Annotated in this window: 14 protein-coding genes; 5 read left to right on the forward strand and 9 right to left on the reverse strand. The window is 70.2% G+C overall.

Annotation, left to right across the window (positions count from 1 at the left end):
- Positions 1-129: 129 nt before the first annotated feature.
- From ACFWPS_RS06515 to fxsT, 5 genes are all read left to right on the forward strand, one after another.
- Entirely contained in the window at positions 130-903 is a 774-nt protein-coding gene (locus ACFWPS_RS06515; RefSeq protein WP_383701707.1) for an aminoglycoside N(3)-acetyltransferase, read from the forward strand.
- Between the two features lie 149 nt (positions 904-1,052).
- Entirely contained in the window at positions 1,053-1,232 is a 180-nt protein-coding gene (locus tag ACFWPS_RS06520) for a hypothetical protein (protein WP_383701709.1), read from the forward strand.
- A gap of 65 nt (positions 1,233-1,297) precedes the next feature.
- Entirely contained in the window at positions 1,298-2,446 is a 1,149-nt protein-coding gene (locus ACFWPS_RS06525) for an FxsB family cyclophane-forming radical SAM/SPASM peptide maturase (protein ID WP_383701711.1), read from the forward strand.
- A 318-nt stretch (positions 2,447-2,764) separates the two neighbouring features.
- The gene (locus ACFWPS_RS06530; protein WP_383701713.1) at positions 2,765-4,039 is read left to right on the forward strand and encodes a TIR-like protein FxsC; all 1,275 of its coding nucleotides are present in this window, start codon (positions 2,765-2,767) and stop codon (positions 4,037-4,039) included.
- Entirely contained in the window at positions 4,029-8,030 is a 4,002-nt protein-coding gene (gene fxsT, locus ACFWPS_RS06535; RefSeq protein WP_383701715.1) for an FxSxx-COOH system tetratricopeptide repeat protein, read from the forward strand. Before ACFWPS_RS06530 ends, fxsT begins: the two co-directional genes overlap by 11 nt.
- 54 nt (positions 8,031-8,084) lie before the next feature.
- Here fxsT and ACFWPS_RS06540 read toward each other — a convergent pair whose 3' ends face one another.
- From ACFWPS_RS06540 to ACFWPS_RS06580, 9 genes are all read right to left on the reverse strand, one after another.
- Positions 8,085-10,082 carry an MFS transporter gene (locus tag ACFWPS_RS06540; protein WP_383701717.1) on the reverse strand — a complete coding sequence of 666 codons (1,998 nt, stop codon included), beginning with the start codon at positions 10,080-10,082 and terminating at the stop codon, positions 8,085-8,087.
- A gap of 1 nt (position 10,083) precedes the next feature.
- On the reverse strand, positions 10,084-11,409 hold the full coding sequence (locus ACFWPS_RS06545) for an NtaA/DmoA family FMN-dependent monooxygenase (protein WP_383701874.1): 1,326 nt from the start codon (positions 11,407-11,409) through the stop codon (positions 10,084-10,086).
- Positions 11,410-11,414: 5 nt separating this feature from the next.
- Complete coding sequence (locus ACFWPS_RS06550) at positions 11,415-12,086, reverse strand: cysteine hydrolase family protein (protein WP_383701719.1); 672 nt, start codon at positions 12,084-12,086, stop codon at positions 11,415-11,417.
- The gene (locus ACFWPS_RS06555) at positions 12,086-13,147 is read right to left on the reverse strand and encodes an LLM class flavin-dependent oxidoreductase (protein ID WP_383701722.1); all 1,062 of its coding nucleotides are present in this window, start codon (positions 13,145-13,147) and stop codon (positions 12,086-12,088) included. Before ACFWPS_RS06555 ends, ACFWPS_RS06550 begins: the two co-directional genes overlap by 1 nt.
- Before the next feature lie 140 nt (positions 13,148-13,287).
- Positions 13,288-14,403, reverse strand: a complete 1,116-nt coding sequence (locus tag ACFWPS_RS06560; RefSeq protein ID WP_383701724.1) for an ABC transporter substrate-binding protein — start codon at positions 14,401-14,403, stop codon at positions 13,288-13,290.
- Between the two features lie 119 nt (positions 14,404-14,522).
- On the reverse strand, positions 14,523-15,380 hold the full coding sequence (locus ACFWPS_RS06565) for an ABC transporter permease (RefSeq protein ID WP_383701726.1): 858 nt from the start codon (positions 15,378-15,380) through the stop codon (positions 14,523-14,525).
- 14 nt (positions 15,381-15,394) lie between these two features.
- The gene (locus ACFWPS_RS06570) at positions 15,395-16,222 is read right to left on the reverse strand and encodes an ABC transporter ATP-binding protein (RefSeq protein WP_383701728.1); all 828 of its coding nucleotides are present in this window, start codon (positions 16,220-16,222) and stop codon (positions 15,395-15,397) included.
- A 159-nt stretch (positions 16,223-16,381) separates the two neighbouring features.
- A complete protein-coding gene (locus ACFWPS_RS06575) occupies positions 16,382-16,807 on the reverse strand; it encodes a hypothetical protein (protein WP_383701730.1) in 426 nt (141 codons plus the stop codon).
- Positions 16,808-16,879: 72 nt separating this feature from the next.
- Positions 16,880-17,551, reverse strand: a complete 672-nt coding sequence (locus ACFWPS_RS06580) for a LuxR C-terminal-related transcriptional regulator (RefSeq protein ID WP_383701732.1) — start codon at positions 17,549-17,551, stop codon at positions 16,880-16,882.
- Positions 17,552-17,802: the final 251 nt, after the last annotated feature.

Consider the following 17,802-nt stretch of genomic DNA (forward strand, 5'->3'; position numbering starts at 1 on the left):
AGGTTATGGTCCTCACGCACCGAGCCGGTTCCGCCTGCGGGGCCGCACGTGATCGGCGCACCGTCAGGGGTGACGGGAACGACATGTCGCGGCGCCCCGAAGCCGCCGTGCCCCGCAAGGAGGAAGGCCATGTCCGACGCCGAGAGCCTGACAGGGCTTCTGGTCTCGCTGGGTGTCCGCCGCGGCGGTGTCCTGATGGTCCACGCCTCCCTGAGCGGCACCGGACTGGGCCCGTCGGAGGTCCGGGACGCGCTGCTGGCCGCGGTCGGCCCGCACGGCACGCTCGTCACCCCCACCTTCACCCCGGAGAACTCCGACACCTCGCGCGTGCACCGGACGCTCGTCGCGGGATGGTCCGAGGAGGAGATACGCGAGTTCCGGGCGAAGATGCCTCCCTTCGTACCGGACGAGACGCCGTGCCCGACCATGGGAGCGCTGGCCGAGACCATACGGACCACGCCGGGCGCCCGGCGCAGCACGCACCCGCAGTCCTCGCTCGCGGGACTGGGGCCCCGCGCGGCGGAGTTGCTCGACCGGCACCACGCGCACTGCCACCTGGGCGAGGAGTCCCCGCTCGCCGCACTGTACGAGGCGGACGCCCAAGTGCTGCTGCTGCGTGCGGGGTTCGACGCGTGCACCGCGTTCCACCTCGCCGAATACCGGGTCCGGCCACCCCTGCCCACACAGGTCTACCGGTGCGTCACGGGGACCGTGGGCAACTGGACGTCGTACGAGGATCTCGTGCTGGACGACGGGGACTTCGCCACGATCGGGGCGCGGCTGCCGAAGGGTCTCCTGGCGGAAGGGGAGTGGGCCGGCAAGCCAGTCGTCGTGTTGCGGATGCGTGATGCCGTCGACAACGCGGTGCTACAGATGTCCAGGTATCGCACGGAAATCGCCTGACACAGGATCAAGGCATCTTTCTTCGGTCGGCCCAACGGTCTGGTGGACGCGCGAAGAGCTCTGACAGAGCATGGACATGGAACGTATCGGTGCGACATCTCGGCACTCGGCACCACTCAGACGCTCAGGGTCAGGGGGAGCAACAACCGATGGATGCGCCTCAGCAAAGCAGCCGCAATGCATGCCTGGTGAAAGTCAGCCGGCACTCGCCCGTTGTGCAGGCAGTGGCCGACACGAGCACGCCGCTCGGCCTTGCCCTACAGCGCCACTTTCAGAAACCCGACAGCCCGCAGGTAACGGCCGACGTCGTCTTCAACAGCGCACTGTGACCGGGCGGGAGCTCGGACCCGCCGAACCGGGGGGTCCATCGGGTGTTCCCTTACGGCAGTTCCTGTTGAAGATCCACAGCCGGTGCAACCTGGCCTGCGACTACTGCTACGTGTACTTCGCCGCCGACCAGAGCTGGCGGGAACGGCCCGTCGTCATGAGTCTCGACACCGCGCGGCGGGCCGCGGACCGCATCGTCGAGCATGCGCGGGAGCACCGGCTGCCCTCCGTGCGGGTCATCCTGCACGGCGGAGAACCGCTGCTGGTGGGCAGGAGACACCTCGCCGAACTGCTCGGCGTCCTCCACGAACGCCTCGACCCGGTGGTCCGCTTCCACTGTTCGCTCCAGACGAACGGGACGCTCCTCGATGCGGACTTCCTGGAGCTGCTGCTCGATCACCGGGTCGAAGTGGCGGTGAGCCTCGACGGCCCTCCCGGGGCACACGACCGGCACCGCCGGTTCGCGGACGGCCGCCCCAGCCATGCACGGGTCGCCGCGGCGCTGGGACTTCTCGGCCGTCCCAGATACCGGGACCTGTTCGTCGGGCTCCTGTGCGTCGTGGATCTGGCCAACGATCCCGTCGAAACCTACGAGGCGCTCCTCGACTTCGCCCCGCCGCGCGTCGACTTCCTTCTGCCGCACGGAACTTGGCAGCATCCGCCGCCCGGCCTGGAGGACCGGACGGCACCTCCGCGCCATCCGCCGGACCCCGAGGGACGGCACGAGCGGATCCCGTACGCCCATTGGCTGATCCCCGTCTTCGACCGCTGGTTCGACGCACCACGACAGGAGACGCGGGTGCGCATGTTCGAGGAACTCATGTCCGGTCTGCTCGGGGATCCCGTGAACGCGGAGGCGTTCGGACTGACACCGCATGATCTCGTGGTGGTGGAGTCCGACGGGACCATGGAGGATTCCGACTCCCTGAAAGTCGTGGCGCCCGGTGCTCCGGCCACCGGACTCGACGTCTTCCGGAACTCCTTCTCCGAAGCCCTGTCGACAGAGACCATACGCCGACGGCAGTCGGGCGCGCACGGCCTCGGACAGGTCTGCCGGGACTGCGCGTTCACGACCGTCTGCGGGGGTGGCCTGTACTCCCACCGCCATCATCCGGCGACCGGATTCGCCAACCCCTCGGTCTTCTGCGCGGATCTGGCCGCCCTGATCGCCCACATACGTCGCCGCATGAACGAACGACTGGTGCGCCCCCTGTGAGCCGGGCACGGGCCGACACGCGCCCCGCCGTCGAAGTAAGCAACCGGGCAAGGAGAGTTGAACGCCCTCGGGATGGGGATAGTGCATATGAACTCGGACCCTGTCGATCAGGGTACCGCGCGCGGCAAGGGGGGTATCGTCTGCTGTCTCGGCACTGCTCTATCACGGCAAGGACTGAGGGGTACCGGTTGGGGGGTGATGAGGTGTGGAGGTCCATTGTTTCGTGCTCACTTCCGCCGGCGCCGGACACCCTCCAAGGCGCGCAGTGTGACCCGCTTCACCACGTGAACCCCGTGGAAGCTGCAGGTCAGGGACTCATTGGAACCGTATTTCTTCCTGAGCTATGCGCGCAGGCGGGGCCCCCGGGTCCTGATCAAGCGGTTTTACGACGATCTTTGCACCGAACTGCGCGACTTGCGCCCGAAGACCAGCGAACCCTTCGGACGGCCCTACCTCGACGTCCTGTCCCTTCAGGTCGGCCAGGACTGGAACGCCAGCCTGAGCGATGCCGTCGGTCACTGCCGCACCATGGTGGCCCTGTACACCCCGGACTACTTCCGCAGCGACTTCTGCGGCAGGGAGTGGAAGGCGTTCGAGGACCGGCAGCGCACCCTGCGCGAGGTGACGGGAGTGGACGCGGGAGCGCTCATCCCGGTTCTGTGGGAGCCCGTACCGGCCGTACCCTCCGGCGCCGACCGCATACAGTACGAGAACATCGACTTCGGCGAGGATTACGCCCGGTCGGGGTTGAGACGCCTTCTGGTCATGGATCCGGGCGGCGAGTACCGGCGCATCGTGAAGCTCCTCGCACAGCAGGTGCTGATCGCGGCGGAACACTTCCGCATCCCCGCAGCGAACGATCTCGATCTCAAGGCACCGGAAGCCGCGGGCCCGTTCCCCTCGGCATCCGACCTCGCGGCACCGGGCAGCCAGGCCGTCCTGCTGGTGGCCGCGCGGACCGCCGCGACAGCGCATCCGCACTCGGCGCAACCCCGGTGCCCGTGCCACGGCGACAGCCCCACCGACTGGAATCCGTTCCACGCCGAGCACGAGGAACCGCTGGCCGCGCATGCGAGACACCTTCTGGAGCAGAGCGGCTTGACCGTGCGGACCGAGACGGTCTCGAACCTGCTCGGTCAGCACCTCGAAAGGGCCCGCGCGCAGGGACAGGTCGCGATCCTCCTGGTGGAGGCATGGGCCGCGGCTGACGAGGCGTATCGAAACGCCCTTCGGGCGTACGACCGGGAGAACCATCCCGGCAGCGTCGTCATCGTCCCCTGCGGAGCGGACGAGGCAGGTGAATCGTCACAGAGCAAGGCCTACTGGGAAACGGTACGCGGTGCGTTCCCCCTGAACTGGGCGAGCGGCGCCGGTGAGCCTTTGCCGTTGGTCCAAATGGGTGCTTTGTCAGACGATTTCGACCGTCTCCTCCATTCGGTCGTTGCCAAGGCGAGCAACCACCTTTTCTCTTTCCTGGGAGAAGAGGAGGTGCACCGGACCGTCTCCGCGCCCTTGCCCATCCTGAACGCCGTGCCCGCCATCCGCCCCATACCTTCGAGAGCCGGAGCAAGGAGCAGGACCGATGACCCATGACGACCACGGCCGGGGCACCATCATCACCTTCTACTCCTTCAAGGGCGGCACCGGGCGCACCATGGCGCTGGTCAACACCGCCTGGATCCTGGCCAGCAACGGCCTGCGTGTGCTCGTGGTGGACTGGGACCTGGAGGCCCCGGGACTCCACACCTACCTGCAGCCGCTGCTCGCCGACCCCGATCTCACCGAGACCTCGGGCGTGATCGAGATGGTCCAGGACTTCACCCAGGAGGCGACGGCCCCGGCCGTGGGCTCCCGGGCCGAGAGCGGAGGCGCGCGCGTACCCCCACCGCCCGACATCGTCGGCCGCCGGCAGCATCCCCCCATCGACGAGTACATCGTGGGAACGGACCTGCGGCTTCCGCCCGGCGGGAAACTCGACCTGCTGCCGGCCGGCGCGCAGGACCCCGCAACGTACGCCGTCAAGGTCGGCACCTTCGACTGGGGCATGTTCTACCGCGTGGGTGGCAACAACCTGCTGACGGCGTTGCGTGAGGACATGACGGCGCGTTATGACTACGTGCTGATCGACAGCAGGACCGGTTTCAGCGACACGGCGGGCATCTGCACGATGGTGCTGCCCGACATCGTGGTGGACTGCTTCACCCTGAGCCGACAGGGCGTCAACGGTGCTGTCCAGGTGGCGGAGTCGATCCGCCTGCAGTCCAACCCGCAGCGCCACATCCGTATCGTGCCGGTGCCCATGCGCGTCGAGGACGCCGGCCGCGACCGCCTGGAGGCAGGGCGCTACCAGGCCCGCAGTCTGTTCGCCCGGTACCTGGACTGGATGCCCGAGGACGAGCGCGACGTCTACTGGAACAGCGTCGAGATCCCGTACAAGGCCAGCTACGCCTATGAGGAGATCCCCGCCACCGTCGGGGAACGCCGTCAGGACGGTACGCTCCTCACCGCCTTCGAGCGCCTCACCGCCCGGCTCACCGACAACCGGGTGACCCGGCTGGGCAACATGTCCGAGACCTACCGTCAGCGGCTGCGGCGGGAGTACGAGCGCAATTCTCCCATCAACCGCAAGGACTTCTACATCAGTTACGCCGCTCCCGACCGGCTGTGGGCGGACTGGACCGCCGCCGCGTTCCGGGCGGCGGGCTTCGAGGCGAAACTGGCGCCGGTCGAGGCGGCCGACCTCTCCAGCGCGTCCACCGCGCTGGCCGGACTGGAGCACACCCTCGCCGGCGAAGCGCGGCTCGTCGTGCTGCTCTCACCGCACTACACGGCGTTGAACGAGGCGCGGGACATCTGGCGGCGCGTCAACCGCGGCGATCCGAACGGCGAGAACGGCATGGTCGTTCCGGTGCATGTCGACGACTCCTCGCTCCCGTCGGAGTTCAGGACGTCGTCCCCGGGCGCCAGTCTCGTCGGAGTCTCCGCCGAGGAGGCCGTGTTCCGACTGCTGACCGCCGCCGGAGAACAGCAGCCGGGCAGCAACGCGCGGCAGATCGCACCGAGCGCGATCCCCTCCACCAGGCTTCCCGGCACCCCGTCCGCGGTGTCCCGGCTCCCCCAGCGCAACGCCGTGTTCACCGGTCGCCGCACGCTGATCGAGCGGCTGCGGGACAGCCTGCTCTCTGGCGGCGCCACCGCTGTGCTGCCCCAGGCACTCTACGGACTCGGCGGTGTCGGCAAGACACAGATCGCCCTGGAGTACGCGCACAGGTTCGCAACGGACTACGACGTGGTCTGGTGGATCAACGCGGCGGAACGGCAGCAGATCCGTCAGGACCTCAGTGCGCTGGCGAGGCCCCTCGGAATGGCCACGGGCGGCAAGGACCTGAGCGCGATATGCAGCGAGGTGCTGGACAGGCTGCGCCTCGGCGATCCCTACCCCCGGTGGCTGCTCGTCTACGACAACGCCGAGAAGGCCGGCGACCTGGACGGGCTGATTCCTGACAGCGGACCGGGTCGGCACGTCCTCATCACTTCCCGCAACCCCGGATGGGACGAGCGGGCCGAGCGTCTTGAGGTCGACCTCTTCACCCGAGAAGAGAGTGTGGCCCTGCTCCGCCGCTACAACCGCGGGCTGGAGGACGGGGATGCCCGACGGGTGGCGGAGGAGCTGGGGGACTTTCCGCTCGCGGTCAGCCTGGCCGCCGCCTCGCTGCAGCAGTTGGCCCTGCCCGTGGACACCTATGTGGAGATGCTTCGTAGTCAGATGACCGACATCCTGCGCAGCCAGCCTGCGCCCGACTACCCGAGTTCCGCAGCGGCCACCTGGCTGCTCTCCCTCAACCAGTTGCGGGAGCGCATGCCCGCGGCCGCGGCGCTGCTGCAGCTGTGTGCGTTCTTCGGCCCCGATCCCATTCCGCGGAGCCTGCTCAACAACCAGACCTCGCGCAGGTTGCTGCAACGCCACGACCCGAGCCTGGCCAACATGCTCATGATGGGCAGGCTGTACGGGGAGATCAAACGCAACGGACTCGCGCAGATCGACGAACGCGCCGACACCCTCACCCTGCATCGTCTGGTGCAGCGGGTGCTCAGGGACCAGCTCAGCGACGAGGAACAAGGTGAGATGCGCGATCGTGTCCACTCCGTCCTCGGCGAGGGCAACCCCAACAACCCCGACGAGCAGTCGAACTGGCCGCGCTACGCGGCGCTGCTGCCTCATCTGTGGCCCACGCAGGCCGAGGAGAGCGCCAGTCCCGAGGTCCGGCAGTGGATCTGCGACACGGTCCGCTATCTGTGGCGAAGCGGCGATGCCGCGACGGCCGACCAGACGGCCGAGCGCGTGCTGCGCACCTGGACCGAGCTGTTCGGGGACGACGACGAGCTGGTGCTCCAGCTGCGCACCGAACTCGGCAACGCCCTGCGTGACCAGGGCCGGCTGACCGAGGCGTTCGAGGTGACCCGCGACGCCTACGAGCGCGGACGCCGGGTCCTCGGCGAGGAGCACCCGTACACCCTCAACGCGGCCATGAGTCTGGGCGCCGACCTGCGTGGTGCGGGGCGCTACGAGGAGGCCATGGAGAGCGACCGGGAGACACTTGAGCGGGCACGCCGGGTGTACACCGACTCCCATCTGCGGACGCTGTCGGCGGCCAACAACCTGGCCGTGTCCGAGTTCCTCTCCGGCAACCGGGAGGCTGCGCGCAGCACCAACCGGGAGGTCCTCAGGCAGTTTCAGGAGATCTCCGGCCCGGACGAACGCGCCACGCTGAACTCGGCCACGAACTACGCCCGCGACCTGCGTGCCGCGGGAGAGTTCCACGAGGCGCTGAAACTCATCGAGGACACCCTGCAGCGCAGCAGGCGCGCCCTCGGCAATGATCACCTGGTCACGTTCCGGGCCTCGCTCGGGGCCGCCATTCTGTACCGCCGCCTCGGCGACTTCCAGAAGGCCTACCCGCTGACCAACGAGACGTACGACCAGAGCCGCAAGGTGCTCGGCGAGGACCACCCCGACACGCTGGCCGCCGCGACGAACCTGTGCGCCGACCGCTACGACCGGGGAGACGCCGTCGACGCACGGACCCTCGCCAAGGACACCTTCGACCGATACGAGCGCGGATTCGGCCCGGATCACGTGTTCACCCTCACCAGCGCCACCAACCTGGCGATCCTGCTGCGCCTCACGGGTGAGCGGGAGGAGGCGCTCCGGCTGTCCACCCAGACCCTCGAGCGCTCTCGCAGGCTCCTCGGGCCCAAGCACCCGTACACGCTCACCTGCATGCTGAACCACGCGACGGACCTGTCCGAGAACGGCTCCCGCACGGAGGCCGCCGTGCTGGCTCGCGAAGCGTACGAGGGGCTCCGGGCCCTGCTCGGCCCCGACCACTATCTGGCGATCGCGGGGGCGTCGAACCTCGCCATGCAGTTGCGCCAGGACGCACCGGACGAGGCCCGGCAGCTCCACGACGAGGCCGAACGGCGGGCGCGGGAGAGCAAGGAACTGGGCGCCGAACACCCCATGACCCGGTCGGTCACGGCGTGGCGCCCGATCGACGCGGACATCGAGCCGCCCGTCACCTGACCGGAGGTGCGGGATGAGGAAGGGGGCGACGGACCTTGACCGTCGCCCCCTTCCTCATCCCGCCAGCATCTTCAGCTCCCGCCGATGCCACACCACCGGGCTCCGGTCGTCGTCCGTCATCATCGCGAGGACGCGCAGCACGATGATGTCGTGGTCGCCGGCCGGGTAGGTGTGTTCGACGGTGCACTCCAGCCAGATCGGGGCGCCCTCCAGAAAGATGGCGCCCGATGCCGTCTCCAGTGTGCCGAGGCCGACGAGGCGGCCCTCCTTGCTGCGGGAGGCGAGCTGGCGGGCCTTGCCGCTGTGTTCCTCGCCGAGGACGGAGACGCCGACGGTCCGGGCGCGGGCGAGCGTCGGCCAGGTCGTCGAGGTGTGCTGGACGGCGAAGGAGACCATGGGCGGGCGGTGGGAGACGCCGACGGCGAACGACGAGACGATCATGGCGGTCGGTTCGCCGTGGACGCGTGCGCCGAGGGCGGCGACGCCGGACGGGAACGCGGAGAACGCCCCCTGTATGTCGTCGGGATCCGAGGTGAAGCCTGCCGGGGTCGTCATCGCGCGGTCCTCGCCTTCGCCGCGTCGGGCACGGCCGGGCCCCGCCGGGCGGGGCGGGTGTTGTCGGAGACGGCGGCGGTCTTCATCAGGCGACTCCTGTGGGTAGTTGCGGGGTGGCGGTGCCGGTCCCGGGGGTCCCGCCCCGGGGTGGTGGTCGGTGCGGAGGAGGGTGGCGGCGAGGAGGGTGAGCAGGCCGACGGCGGCGAGCGCGGCGAGGGTGGTGGCGTAGCCGAACCCGGTCAGCAGGACGGCGCAGACCGCGCTGCCGAGGACCGCGCCGAGTTGTTTCATGGCGTTGAAGGTTCCCGAGGCCGCTCCGACCTCGTCCGGGGCGACCGTGGTCACGGCGGCGATGGAGAAGGGCGACCAGACGAACGAGTTGGCCACCCCGTACACCGCGAAGGCGGCGGTCAGGACGGGGATCGGCGCGTCCGTCGCGACCAGTGCCGCCGAGGCGCCGACGGAGAGGACGAGGGCGGCGGAGCCGACGACGGCCACGGCACGGGGGCCGATCCCGTTGTTGAGGCGGGCCGAGAGCGGGGCGCCGAGCACGCACACCACACCCATCGGTACGAGGGTGAGCGCGGCCGTGCCGGGGGCGAGCCCGCGCTCCCGCTGGAGGTAGAGCATCAGCGGGATCATCGCCGAGCCCGAGCAGAAGGAGGCCGCGGCGGCACCCCAGGCCGCGGTGACGAAGCCACGGCTGCGCAGTATGGCGATGGGGACCAACGCCCGCTGTCCCGAGTGGCGTTGGAGCCGGACCACGGCCGCGACGAGCAGCGCGCCGAGGGCGGCAGGCAGCCAGCGCGGGACGCCCCACACGTCGGCGCGGGCCGCGTCCGTGCCCTGGACGCCGAGGACGAGCGCCGCGGCACCGGCCGCGTTCGCGCAGACCGCCCAGACGGGGACGGTGACCTGCCGGTGCCGGGGCAGGGCGGGTACCAGGACGGCCACGGCCGCCATCGTCGCGATGCCCACGGGCACGTTGACCCAGAACACCGCGGGCCAGCCGCCGGCGGCGACGAGCAGGCCGCCGAGCAGCGGGCCCGCGGCCACCGCGGCCCCGCCGACCGCACCCCACACGCCGAGCGCGACGGCGAGACGGGGTGGCTGGAACAGGGCCCTGATGAGGGTGAGGCACTGCGGGGTCATCAGCGCGGCGCCGACGCCCTGGACCACCCGCCAGGCGATGAGAGCCCCGGCGGTGGGGGCGAGCGCGCACAGCAGCGAGCCGAGTGTGAAGGCCGCGAGGCCGAGGAGGAGGACCCGCCGGTGGCCGTGGCGGTCGCCCAGCCGGCCCGCGACGATCAGGGGCACGGCGCAGGCGATGAGATAGCCGCTGTTGACCCAGATCGCGAGGGTCTCGGTGGTGTGCAGGCCGCTGATCAGCGCGGGCAGGGCGACCGAGGTGACGGTGCTGTCCAGCAGCAGCATGAAGAAGCCCGCGCAGATACCGGCGAGGGCGAGCCAGTCGCGCCGCTCGCTCCCTGCGGTCATCTCACACCGCCAGGTTCTCGCGCAGCGTGGAGCCGGGGTAGGCCGGGGCGAGGCTGCCCCGGCGGCGCAGTTCGGGGAGGAGCAGTTCGGCGATGTCGGCGAAGCCGGAGGGCATGGCCAGCGGGCTGGAGAACATATAGCCGCCGCGCGATCCGGTCGCCGCGAAGTTCTCCTCCAGTGCGTCGGCGACGGTGCCGGGATCCCCGACGATGCCGTGGTCGAGGCCGGTGGCACGGCTGCGGCCGTGCGCGAGGAACTCCGCGCGGCTCATCTTCCGCTCGGCGCCGAACTCCGCGACGAGCGAGCCGACGAGACCGGCCGGGCTGGCGTTGGCCGCGACGATCGCGTCCCGCACCTCGCCCAGCCGGAAGGTCTCCGGGAGCGTGGCGAGGTCGTAGCCCATGTTGTGGGAGAGGTACGTGGCGACGGCCTCGTCGTTCCAGAAGGCCTGCAGCGCGTCGCGGCGGGCGCGTGCCTCGGCCCTCGTACGGCCGACGATGACCTGGGTGGCCCACAGGATGCCGACGCCGGCCGGGTCGCGGCCCTCGGCGAGGAGTGCCTCGTCGAGCAGTTTGCGGTGCCGTTGCTGGGCGGCGAGGCTGCCGCCGAAGCCGAAGACCAGGTCGGCGAAGCGGGCGGAGGCGGCTATGCCGCGGGGCGAGTTGCCCGCCTGGACGATCAGCGGATGGTGCTGCGGGCTGGGTACGGAGGCGAGCGGGCCCTTGACCGTGAAGAAGCGGCCCTCGTGGTCGATCGGGTGCACCTTGGCCGGGTCGGCGAAGCGGCCGGTGGCCCGGTCGCGGACGATCGCGTCGGGGGCGACGGAGTCCCACAGCGCACGGCACACGGCGACGAACTCCTCCATCCGCTCGTAGCGCAGGTCGTGGTCCATCAGCTCGCCGAAGCCGTAGTTGGCCGCGTCCGCGCCGCGGGTGGAGGCGACCACGTTGAAGGCGATACGGCCGCCGGTGACGTGGTCGAGGGAGTTCAGCAGCCGGGCGACGTAGAACGGGTGCATGAAGGTGGAGGAGTAGGTCAGGCCGAAGCCGATGCGTTCGGTGACCGTGGACATCGCCGCGATCACCGGGGACATGTCGTGGCGCGGCCACTGGATGCCCCACTCCACGGCCGGTGCGATGCTGCCGCGCCAGGTGCTGGGGATGCCGCTGCCGTCGCCGAAGAAGAGCAGGCCGACGCCCGCGCGTTCGGCGGTCCTGGCCAGCTCCATGTACAGGCGGACGTCGGGGAAGTCCGTGCCGATCCAGGAGCCGGGCCGGGCCCAGGCGCCCTCGGTGTGGGTGAAGGAGAGGTCGAAGCCGATGTGCATGCCGGTCACCGGACGCCCCCCTTCCACAGGCCGACGACCTCGTCGGCGTCGCTGAGTACGGCGACGTTCAGTCCCAGCTGCACCAGGGCCGCGGCGTTGACGTCGAGGTCGTAGGCGGCGGTGGCGTCCCGGGGGACGACGACCGGCCAGTCCAGCTGTACGGCGTCCTGGGCGGTCGCGTACACACAGCACTCGCTGGTCAGGCCCACGACGGTCAGCCAGCCGCGGCCGGCCGCGCGCAGCCGCGCGTCCAGGTCGGTGCCGAGGAACCCGCTGTAGCCGCGCTTGACCACCCGCGTCTCGCCGTCGGCGGGCCGTGGCCGGAACCACTCGGCCCCGGGCGAACCGAGCACGCACGGCTCGTCCGGGCCCATGGGGGCGTCGTAGTCGCCGCCGCGCAGCCAGTTGCCCGCCCGCCAGGGGCGCGCCGGGTCGCTGCCCAGCTCGACCCAGACGACGGGCACGCCGAGTTCGCGCGCGGCCGCGACGAGGTGCTCGATACGGGTGACGGCCTGGTCGAGGGCGGCGAGGGCGTCGTCCGTCGGGCCGTATGCGGCCACGCGGTCGGGTTCGGCGAAGTCGCGCTGGACGTCGACCACCACGAGGGCGGGCCCGCTGCCGGGCCGGGCGAGGCGGGCGAGTTGTCTCTCCCGCAGGTCGGTGCCGGTGCCGGGCATCAGGCGGTCACCCCGTCCCGGGCCCGCAGTTCGGGCAGCACGGTCTTGCCGAACAGCAGCATGTCCTCGTCGTACTCCGGGAAGATCAGCATGAGCCCGTCCAGGTCGGCCTCGCGCACGATGTACTCGATGTGGTCGGTGACGGTGCTCGCCGATCCCGCGACGTACGGCGTCTGGAACGCGGCCTCCCCGTCCGCGCCCTCGGCCCAGGCGCGGGCCTGTTCCTCGGGGATGCCCCAGGTGCTGCGCATACGGGCGAGGGCCTCCCGGTCCAGGCCTGCGCTCCAGGCGCTGACCTTCTCGGCGGCGCGTTCGTCGGTCTCGTCCTGGACGACGGTGAGCATCGAGTAGGTCTTGCAGACCCGGCCGGCCGCCGCCGCCCGTTCGTGGACGTCCGTCGACAGCATGCGCATCTCGTCGAGGCTCTCGGCGGCGAGGAAGGCGCCGTCGGCGTACCGGGCCTGGAAGCGGCGGGCGTCCTCGGAGCGGCCCGCGTTGATGAGGGTGGGGCGGACGGCCGGGTGCGGGCGGGACTCGCAGTCGACGAGGTCGAAGTACGGGGTGTGCATGGTGACGGAGTCCTCGGTCCACAGCCGGGTGACCGCCTCCGTCCACAGCTCGGTCATCCGGTAGCGGTCCTCGTGGCCGAGGTCCGGGTCCCACTGGCCGAACTGCTCGAACTCCCCCGCGTAGGAGCCGTTGACGATGTTCATGCCGGCGCGGCCGCCGGAGATGTCCTGGAGGGTGGCGAACATCTTCGCGGCGACGGCGGGGTTGTGGACGTTGGCGTGCAGGGTCGCCCAGATCCTGACCCTGCTGGTCGCCTCGGCGAGGGCGGCCATCATGGTCATCGATTCGAGCGAGCGTCCCCAGTGGTCGGTGCTGCCGCCGAAGCCGCGCCACTTCGCCATCGACATCACGAAGTCGAGGCCGATGGCCTCCGCGTGCACGGCGGCACGCCGGTTCCAGGCGTAGCTCGCCTCGGGGTGCGGGGCGGTGGTGGACAGCATCCAGCCGCCGTTCCCGATGGGGAGGAAGATTCCGTACTCTTTCGTGGGCACGTTGCGGGCCTTTCCTGCGGGTGCGGGCCGGTGTGGGTCGTCGGTCGGGTGCGGCGCCGTTGTGGCTGGTCGCGCCCGCGCGGCGGAGCCGCAAATTGATACAGCCTCGCGCCCCTACGGGGCGCTCCAGCGGGAGCCGCTCACGGAGCCGGCCAGACGAGCTTGCCGTCCGTGTAGATGTTCTTGACGTACGACGTGTCGAACCATGTCGCGGCCTTGTCGGCGGTCACGTCGGCGGGGACGATCGCGAACTGGTGCAGCATGGCGACGAGCGCCGTGACGTTCTTCGGGTCGATGGCGCCGAGCGGCTGTCCGGGCGTCGGGTTGTCCTTCACCACCTGTGTCTCGGTCTTCCAGATGGTCGCGTTGAGTTTCCTGTCGTACGTCGGTCCCGACAGGCCGGCCGCGTAGCCGACGCACTCGGTGATGTGGGCGGCGCTTGCCGCGCAGTAGTCGTAGGCGTGCAGGGCGGCGCGCAGGATGTCCTCGACGGCGTGCGGGTGGGCCTTGGCGAAGGCCGGGTCGACCGCCATCGCGCCGAGCGAGCTGGGGACGTCGTAGTCGACCGGCTTCCAGACGGTGACGTCGTCGCCTGCCGCCTTGAGCTGGTTGGGTTCGTTGGAGACGAATCCGGTGAGCGCTTCGAGTCCGCCCTGCTTGCGGGGCAGTACGGAGGGGTCGTAGCCCTCCTTGACCAGCTTGAGCGAGTCCCACTTCACGCCGGCCTTGACCAGCATCGCCCGGACCGAGGCGGGCACATAGCCCTTGTGGCCGACGGTCCTGCCGTCGAGCTGCGTCAGGTCGGTGATGTCCTTGTTGGTCATCAGGATGTCGAGGCCGGCGTCGGAGTACGAGGAGACGCCGGTGATGTCGATCCCGTTGGCGCGGGCCTGGATGACGTCCTGTTCGGCGACGGGACTGACGGTGGCCTGTCCGCTGGCGAGCAGCTTGGTGTTCTGGGCGGTGTCGCCGGTGCCGGGCTTGAGGGTGACGTCGAGGCAGAGGTCCTTGAAGTAGCCGAGCTTGCTCGCGGCGATGTATTCGAGGATCGACGCGGACGACTGGTACTGGTAGCCGGAGAGATAAGTGATCTTGCCGGCGGCCTTGTTCTCGGCGCAGCGCTCGGCGGAGATCGCGGATCCCTCCGAGCCCTTGGAGGTGGTGGCGTCGGATCCCGATCCGCATCCGGCGGCCACGGCCGTCAGGGCGACGGCGGCGAGAGCGGCGAGGCCGGATCTGGCGAGGCGCGACTGCATGGGTGACTCCAGACTGGCGGTGTCCGCCGGGCGTTGATACGTGGGATGGACGAAGGCACGGGTCGTCGGCGCCCCGGCCCTCGCGGGCCCCGGGCGAAGCGGCGTGGGCGCGGGCCCGGTCAGTCGTGCGTGCTGTCGTGCCAGTGCAGGACGCGGCGTTCGACCAGCGTCACGGCGAGCAGCAGCAGGACGCCCATGACGGCGAGGACGAGGATCGAGGCGTATACGACCGGGAGCTGGTTCATGGACGAGGCGACGCTGATCACGGTGCCGAGGCCGCGGGTCGAGCCGGACGCCGACATCTCGGCCACCACGGCACCGATGATCGACAGCGGGAAGACGATGCGCAGCGCGGCGAACAGGAACGGCAGTGCGTGGGGGATGCGGATGTGCCAGAGCAGTTCGAGGCGGCCGGCGTCCATCGTCCGGTACACCTGGAGGACCTGCCGGGGCACCGAGCGCAGCCCGGCGGCGGTGTTGATGAGGATCGGGAAGAAGCAGATCAGGGCCGCGATGACCAGTTTGGGCAGCGGGCCGAACCCGAACGCGACGACCAGGGCGGGCGCGATCGCCACCAGCGGGGTCACGTTGAGGACGACGGCGATCGGCATGACGGCGCGCCGCAGCAGCGGGAGTTCACTCGTCAGGACCGCGAGGACGAACGCGGCGGCGAACCCCATCCCCAGGCCGGCCGCCGCCTCGCCCAGGGTGACCAGGGCGTTGTCGACGTAGTAGCCGAACTCGGCGGTGAGCGAGGCGCCGATTCTCCCCAACGGGGGCAGCAGGTAGGGCAGTTTCTCGGCGCCCCACTGCCACAGCAGCGCGAGCAGCGCCAGCGTCACGAGGAGCGGCGCCCAGACGGCGGGGCGGATCCAGGCGATCCGGGACTTCGGATGCCGCAGGCTGAAACGGGAGGGCTCGGCGGGCGGTTCGGTCCCGGCGGCGGCCTGCGCGGTACGTTCGTCGGCTACGGTCATCGCTCCCGCCTCCCTCACGCGGCTTCACCGTGCCAGGCCCGGCGCAGCCGGTCCCGGATCAGGTCCTCGTACTCGTGGAACCGGCGCTCCCCGAAGAGGCGGTCGCCGCGCGGCCGTTCCAGGTCGACCTCGACGGTGTCGACGATGCGGCCGGGGCGCGGGGCCATGACGACCACGGTGTCGGAGAGCCGGACGGCCTCGGAGACGGAGTGGGTGACGAACAGGACCGTCGTCTTCAGCTCGTCCCAGAGGTCGAGGAGCTGGTCCTGGAGGCTCTCGCGGGTGAACTCGTCCAGTGCCGAGAAGGGCTCGTCCATGACGAGGACGTCGGGCCGCAGGCCGAAGGCGCGGACGATCGCGGCCCGTTGCCGCATCCCGCCGGACAGCTGGGCGGGAAGCTTGTGCACGGCCTCCCCGAGACCGGCCTTGACCAGGAGTTCCCGCATGTCCGGAGCGCCGGTCGCGGCGCGCTCGGTGTTGCCCGCGATCCGCTCCCGGCGGCGCGCCGCACCCTTGTTGATCTTCTGCGGCAGGGTGACGTTCCGCAGCACCGACAGCCACGGCAGCAGGGCCGGGCTCTGCGGCACCAGGCCGATCATCTTGGCCGCGCAGGCCTCGGCCGGCGACACGCCGTGCACCCGTACGGTGCCGTGGTCGGGTTCCTCCAGACCGGCCGCGAGCCGCAGCAGCGTCGACTTGCCGCAGCCGCTGGGCCCGATCAGGCTGACGAAGCGGCCCGCCGGTACCGACAGGTGGACGTCGTCGAGGGCGGTCGTCGCGGACGGCCCGAATCCGTAGACCCGGCGCACCGACCGCAGGTCGAGTGCTGGCGTACCAGTCACCTTCACGCTCCCATCCATGTCGCGAGCACGAAGGCCCGATCCTGGAAGTCGGAGAGCGTGCGTGGCGAGTGCGGAACTGCCACGCGGAAATCCGCTTAGGTGCCCCCGACAGTAGAAACCCCGTGTTTCACCCGGTCGCGGCGGTCCGTTTCATCGGCTTTACGTTCGGCGTGGCAGTGTTACGACGGTGTCGCCGTCGAACACGTAGACCTCGATGCCGAGATCCGCGGCGGCGCGTGCCACCCAGCCGCCCAGCGCCTGCACGATCACCTCGGTGACGAGGAGGACCGTGCGCTCGGCGGTGGGCACCGAGTTCCGCAGCCAGAGCAGCTTGAACATGTCCGCCATGACCTTGTTGCGGTAGGCGGGCTTGTAGGCGCCCTGGTTGCAGACGAGTTGGACGAGTACGCGGCCCGAGGCGTCGATCCCCTCGACCTCGACCCGGCTGCCGTCCGGCAGCATCAGCGGCTTCGGGCGCAGCGCGATGCCGAGCCTCTCGCCGAGGGCGAGCAGCATCCGGCGTTCGACGGAGCCCTCGGCGAACCGGCTCCACTCGGTGGGGGCGTCAAGCACTGTCAGGCGCACGCCCGCGAGTCTAGGAACGTCCCGTTTCGCGGGTGTTTCCTGCTCTGCGCCGGATCCTGCTCCGGGCCGGGGTCAGAAGATGCCGGTCCGGATCGCGTACGCCACGGCCTGGGTTCTGTTCCTGACCCGCAGCCTCTTCACGGCCTCGTGGATGATGCCCTTGATGGTGCGTTCCGAGTAGCTCATCTTGTCGGCTATCTCGACCGTGTTCATGCCTTCGGAGAGCATGCGGAGCACCTCGATCTCCCGGACCAGCAGGCCGTCCTTGCGGGACAGGTCGGTGAGGGTCTGCTGGCGCTGCTGGTCGCCCAGTTCGGCGATGAGGTGGGCCACCAGGTCCTCGGGCATCCGGCAGCGCCCGGCACCGGCCTCGACGACGGCGTCGACCAGCCGGTCGAGGTTCAGGTCGCCCCGGTACAGGAAGCTGGTCAGTCCGTACTCGACGGCCAGCGAGAGCTGCCGCTCGGTGATCCGGTCGGCGATCATCACGACCGGGACGGGTGTGCCGGGGCCGCGGGCGGCGTCCTGCCGCATGACCCTGATCCAGTGGTCGTCCACGGTGCTCAGCAGGAGGACGGACACGTCCGCGTCGGGCAGCCCCTGCGCGGTCAGGAGTTTCACGCGTGCACTCGACTGCAGGTAGGCGCCGGTGGCGTGTTCCAGGATCGCGTCGCTCGCCTTCAGGACGACAGAGACCGGAACGCTCAGCGCGTCGCACATTCCATCTGCTTGGTTCTCAGGCACGTTCGGCACTTTATGGCTCCGGTGAGTCACCGGCTTACGTCAAATGACCCAATGAAACTTACGCCCTTCTGTGCCGATATGGCGCGCTCCAGTGCCTTTCGGGGTACGGGAGTCGGGCGCCGGGACGTCGGCCGGCACGGCGAGGTCGAGCGACTCTCCCGGCGCCCGGACTGCCAGTCGACACACACAGGTTGTACCAGGCAGGGCCGCCACCGGACGCCCGCTCGTCGAGGTCGTCCGCCCCTTCGTTC

This window comes from Streptomyces sp. NPDC058457 (assembly GCF_042720695.1).
Classification (GTDB): Bacteria; Actinomycetota; Actinomycetes; order Streptomycetales; family Streptomycetaceae; genus Streptomyces.

What these genes read in the sequence shown, in the direction of transcription:
- ACFWPS_RS06515 (WP_383701707.1), top strand. Translation starts at nt 130, where the DNA reads ATGTCCGACGCCGAGAGCCTGACAGGGCTTCTGGTCTCGCTGGGTGTC.
- ACFWPS_RS06520 (WP_383701709.1), top strand. Translation starts at nt 1,053, where the DNA reads ATGGATGCGCCTCAGCAAAGCAGCCGCAATGCATGCCTGGTGAAAGTC.
- fxsT (WP_383701715.1), top strand. Translation starts at nt 4,029, where the DNA reads ATGACCCATGACGACCACGGCCGGGGCACCATCATCACCTTCTACTCC.
- ACFWPS_RS06540 (WP_383701717.1), bottom strand. Translation starts at nt 10,082, where the DNA reads ATGACCGCAGGGAGCGAGCGGCGCGACTGGCTCGCCCTCGCCGGTATC.
- ACFWPS_RS06545 (WP_383701874.1), bottom strand. Translation starts at nt 11,409, where the DNA reads ATGCACATCGGCTTCGACCTCTCCTTCACCCACACCGAGGGCGCCTGG.
- ACFWPS_RS06550 (WP_383701719.1), bottom strand. Translation starts at nt 12,086, where the DNA reads ATGCCCGGCACCGGCACCGACCTGCGGGAGAGACAACTCGCCCGCCTC.
- ACFWPS_RS06560 (WP_383701724.1), bottom strand. Translation starts at nt 14,403, where the DNA reads ATGCAGTCGCGCCTCGCCAGATCCGGCCTCGCCGCTCTCGCCGCCGTC.
- ACFWPS_RS06565 (WP_383701726.1), bottom strand. Translation starts at nt 15,380, where the DNA reads ATGACCGTAGCCGACGAACGTACCGCGCAGGCCGCCGCCGGGACCGAA.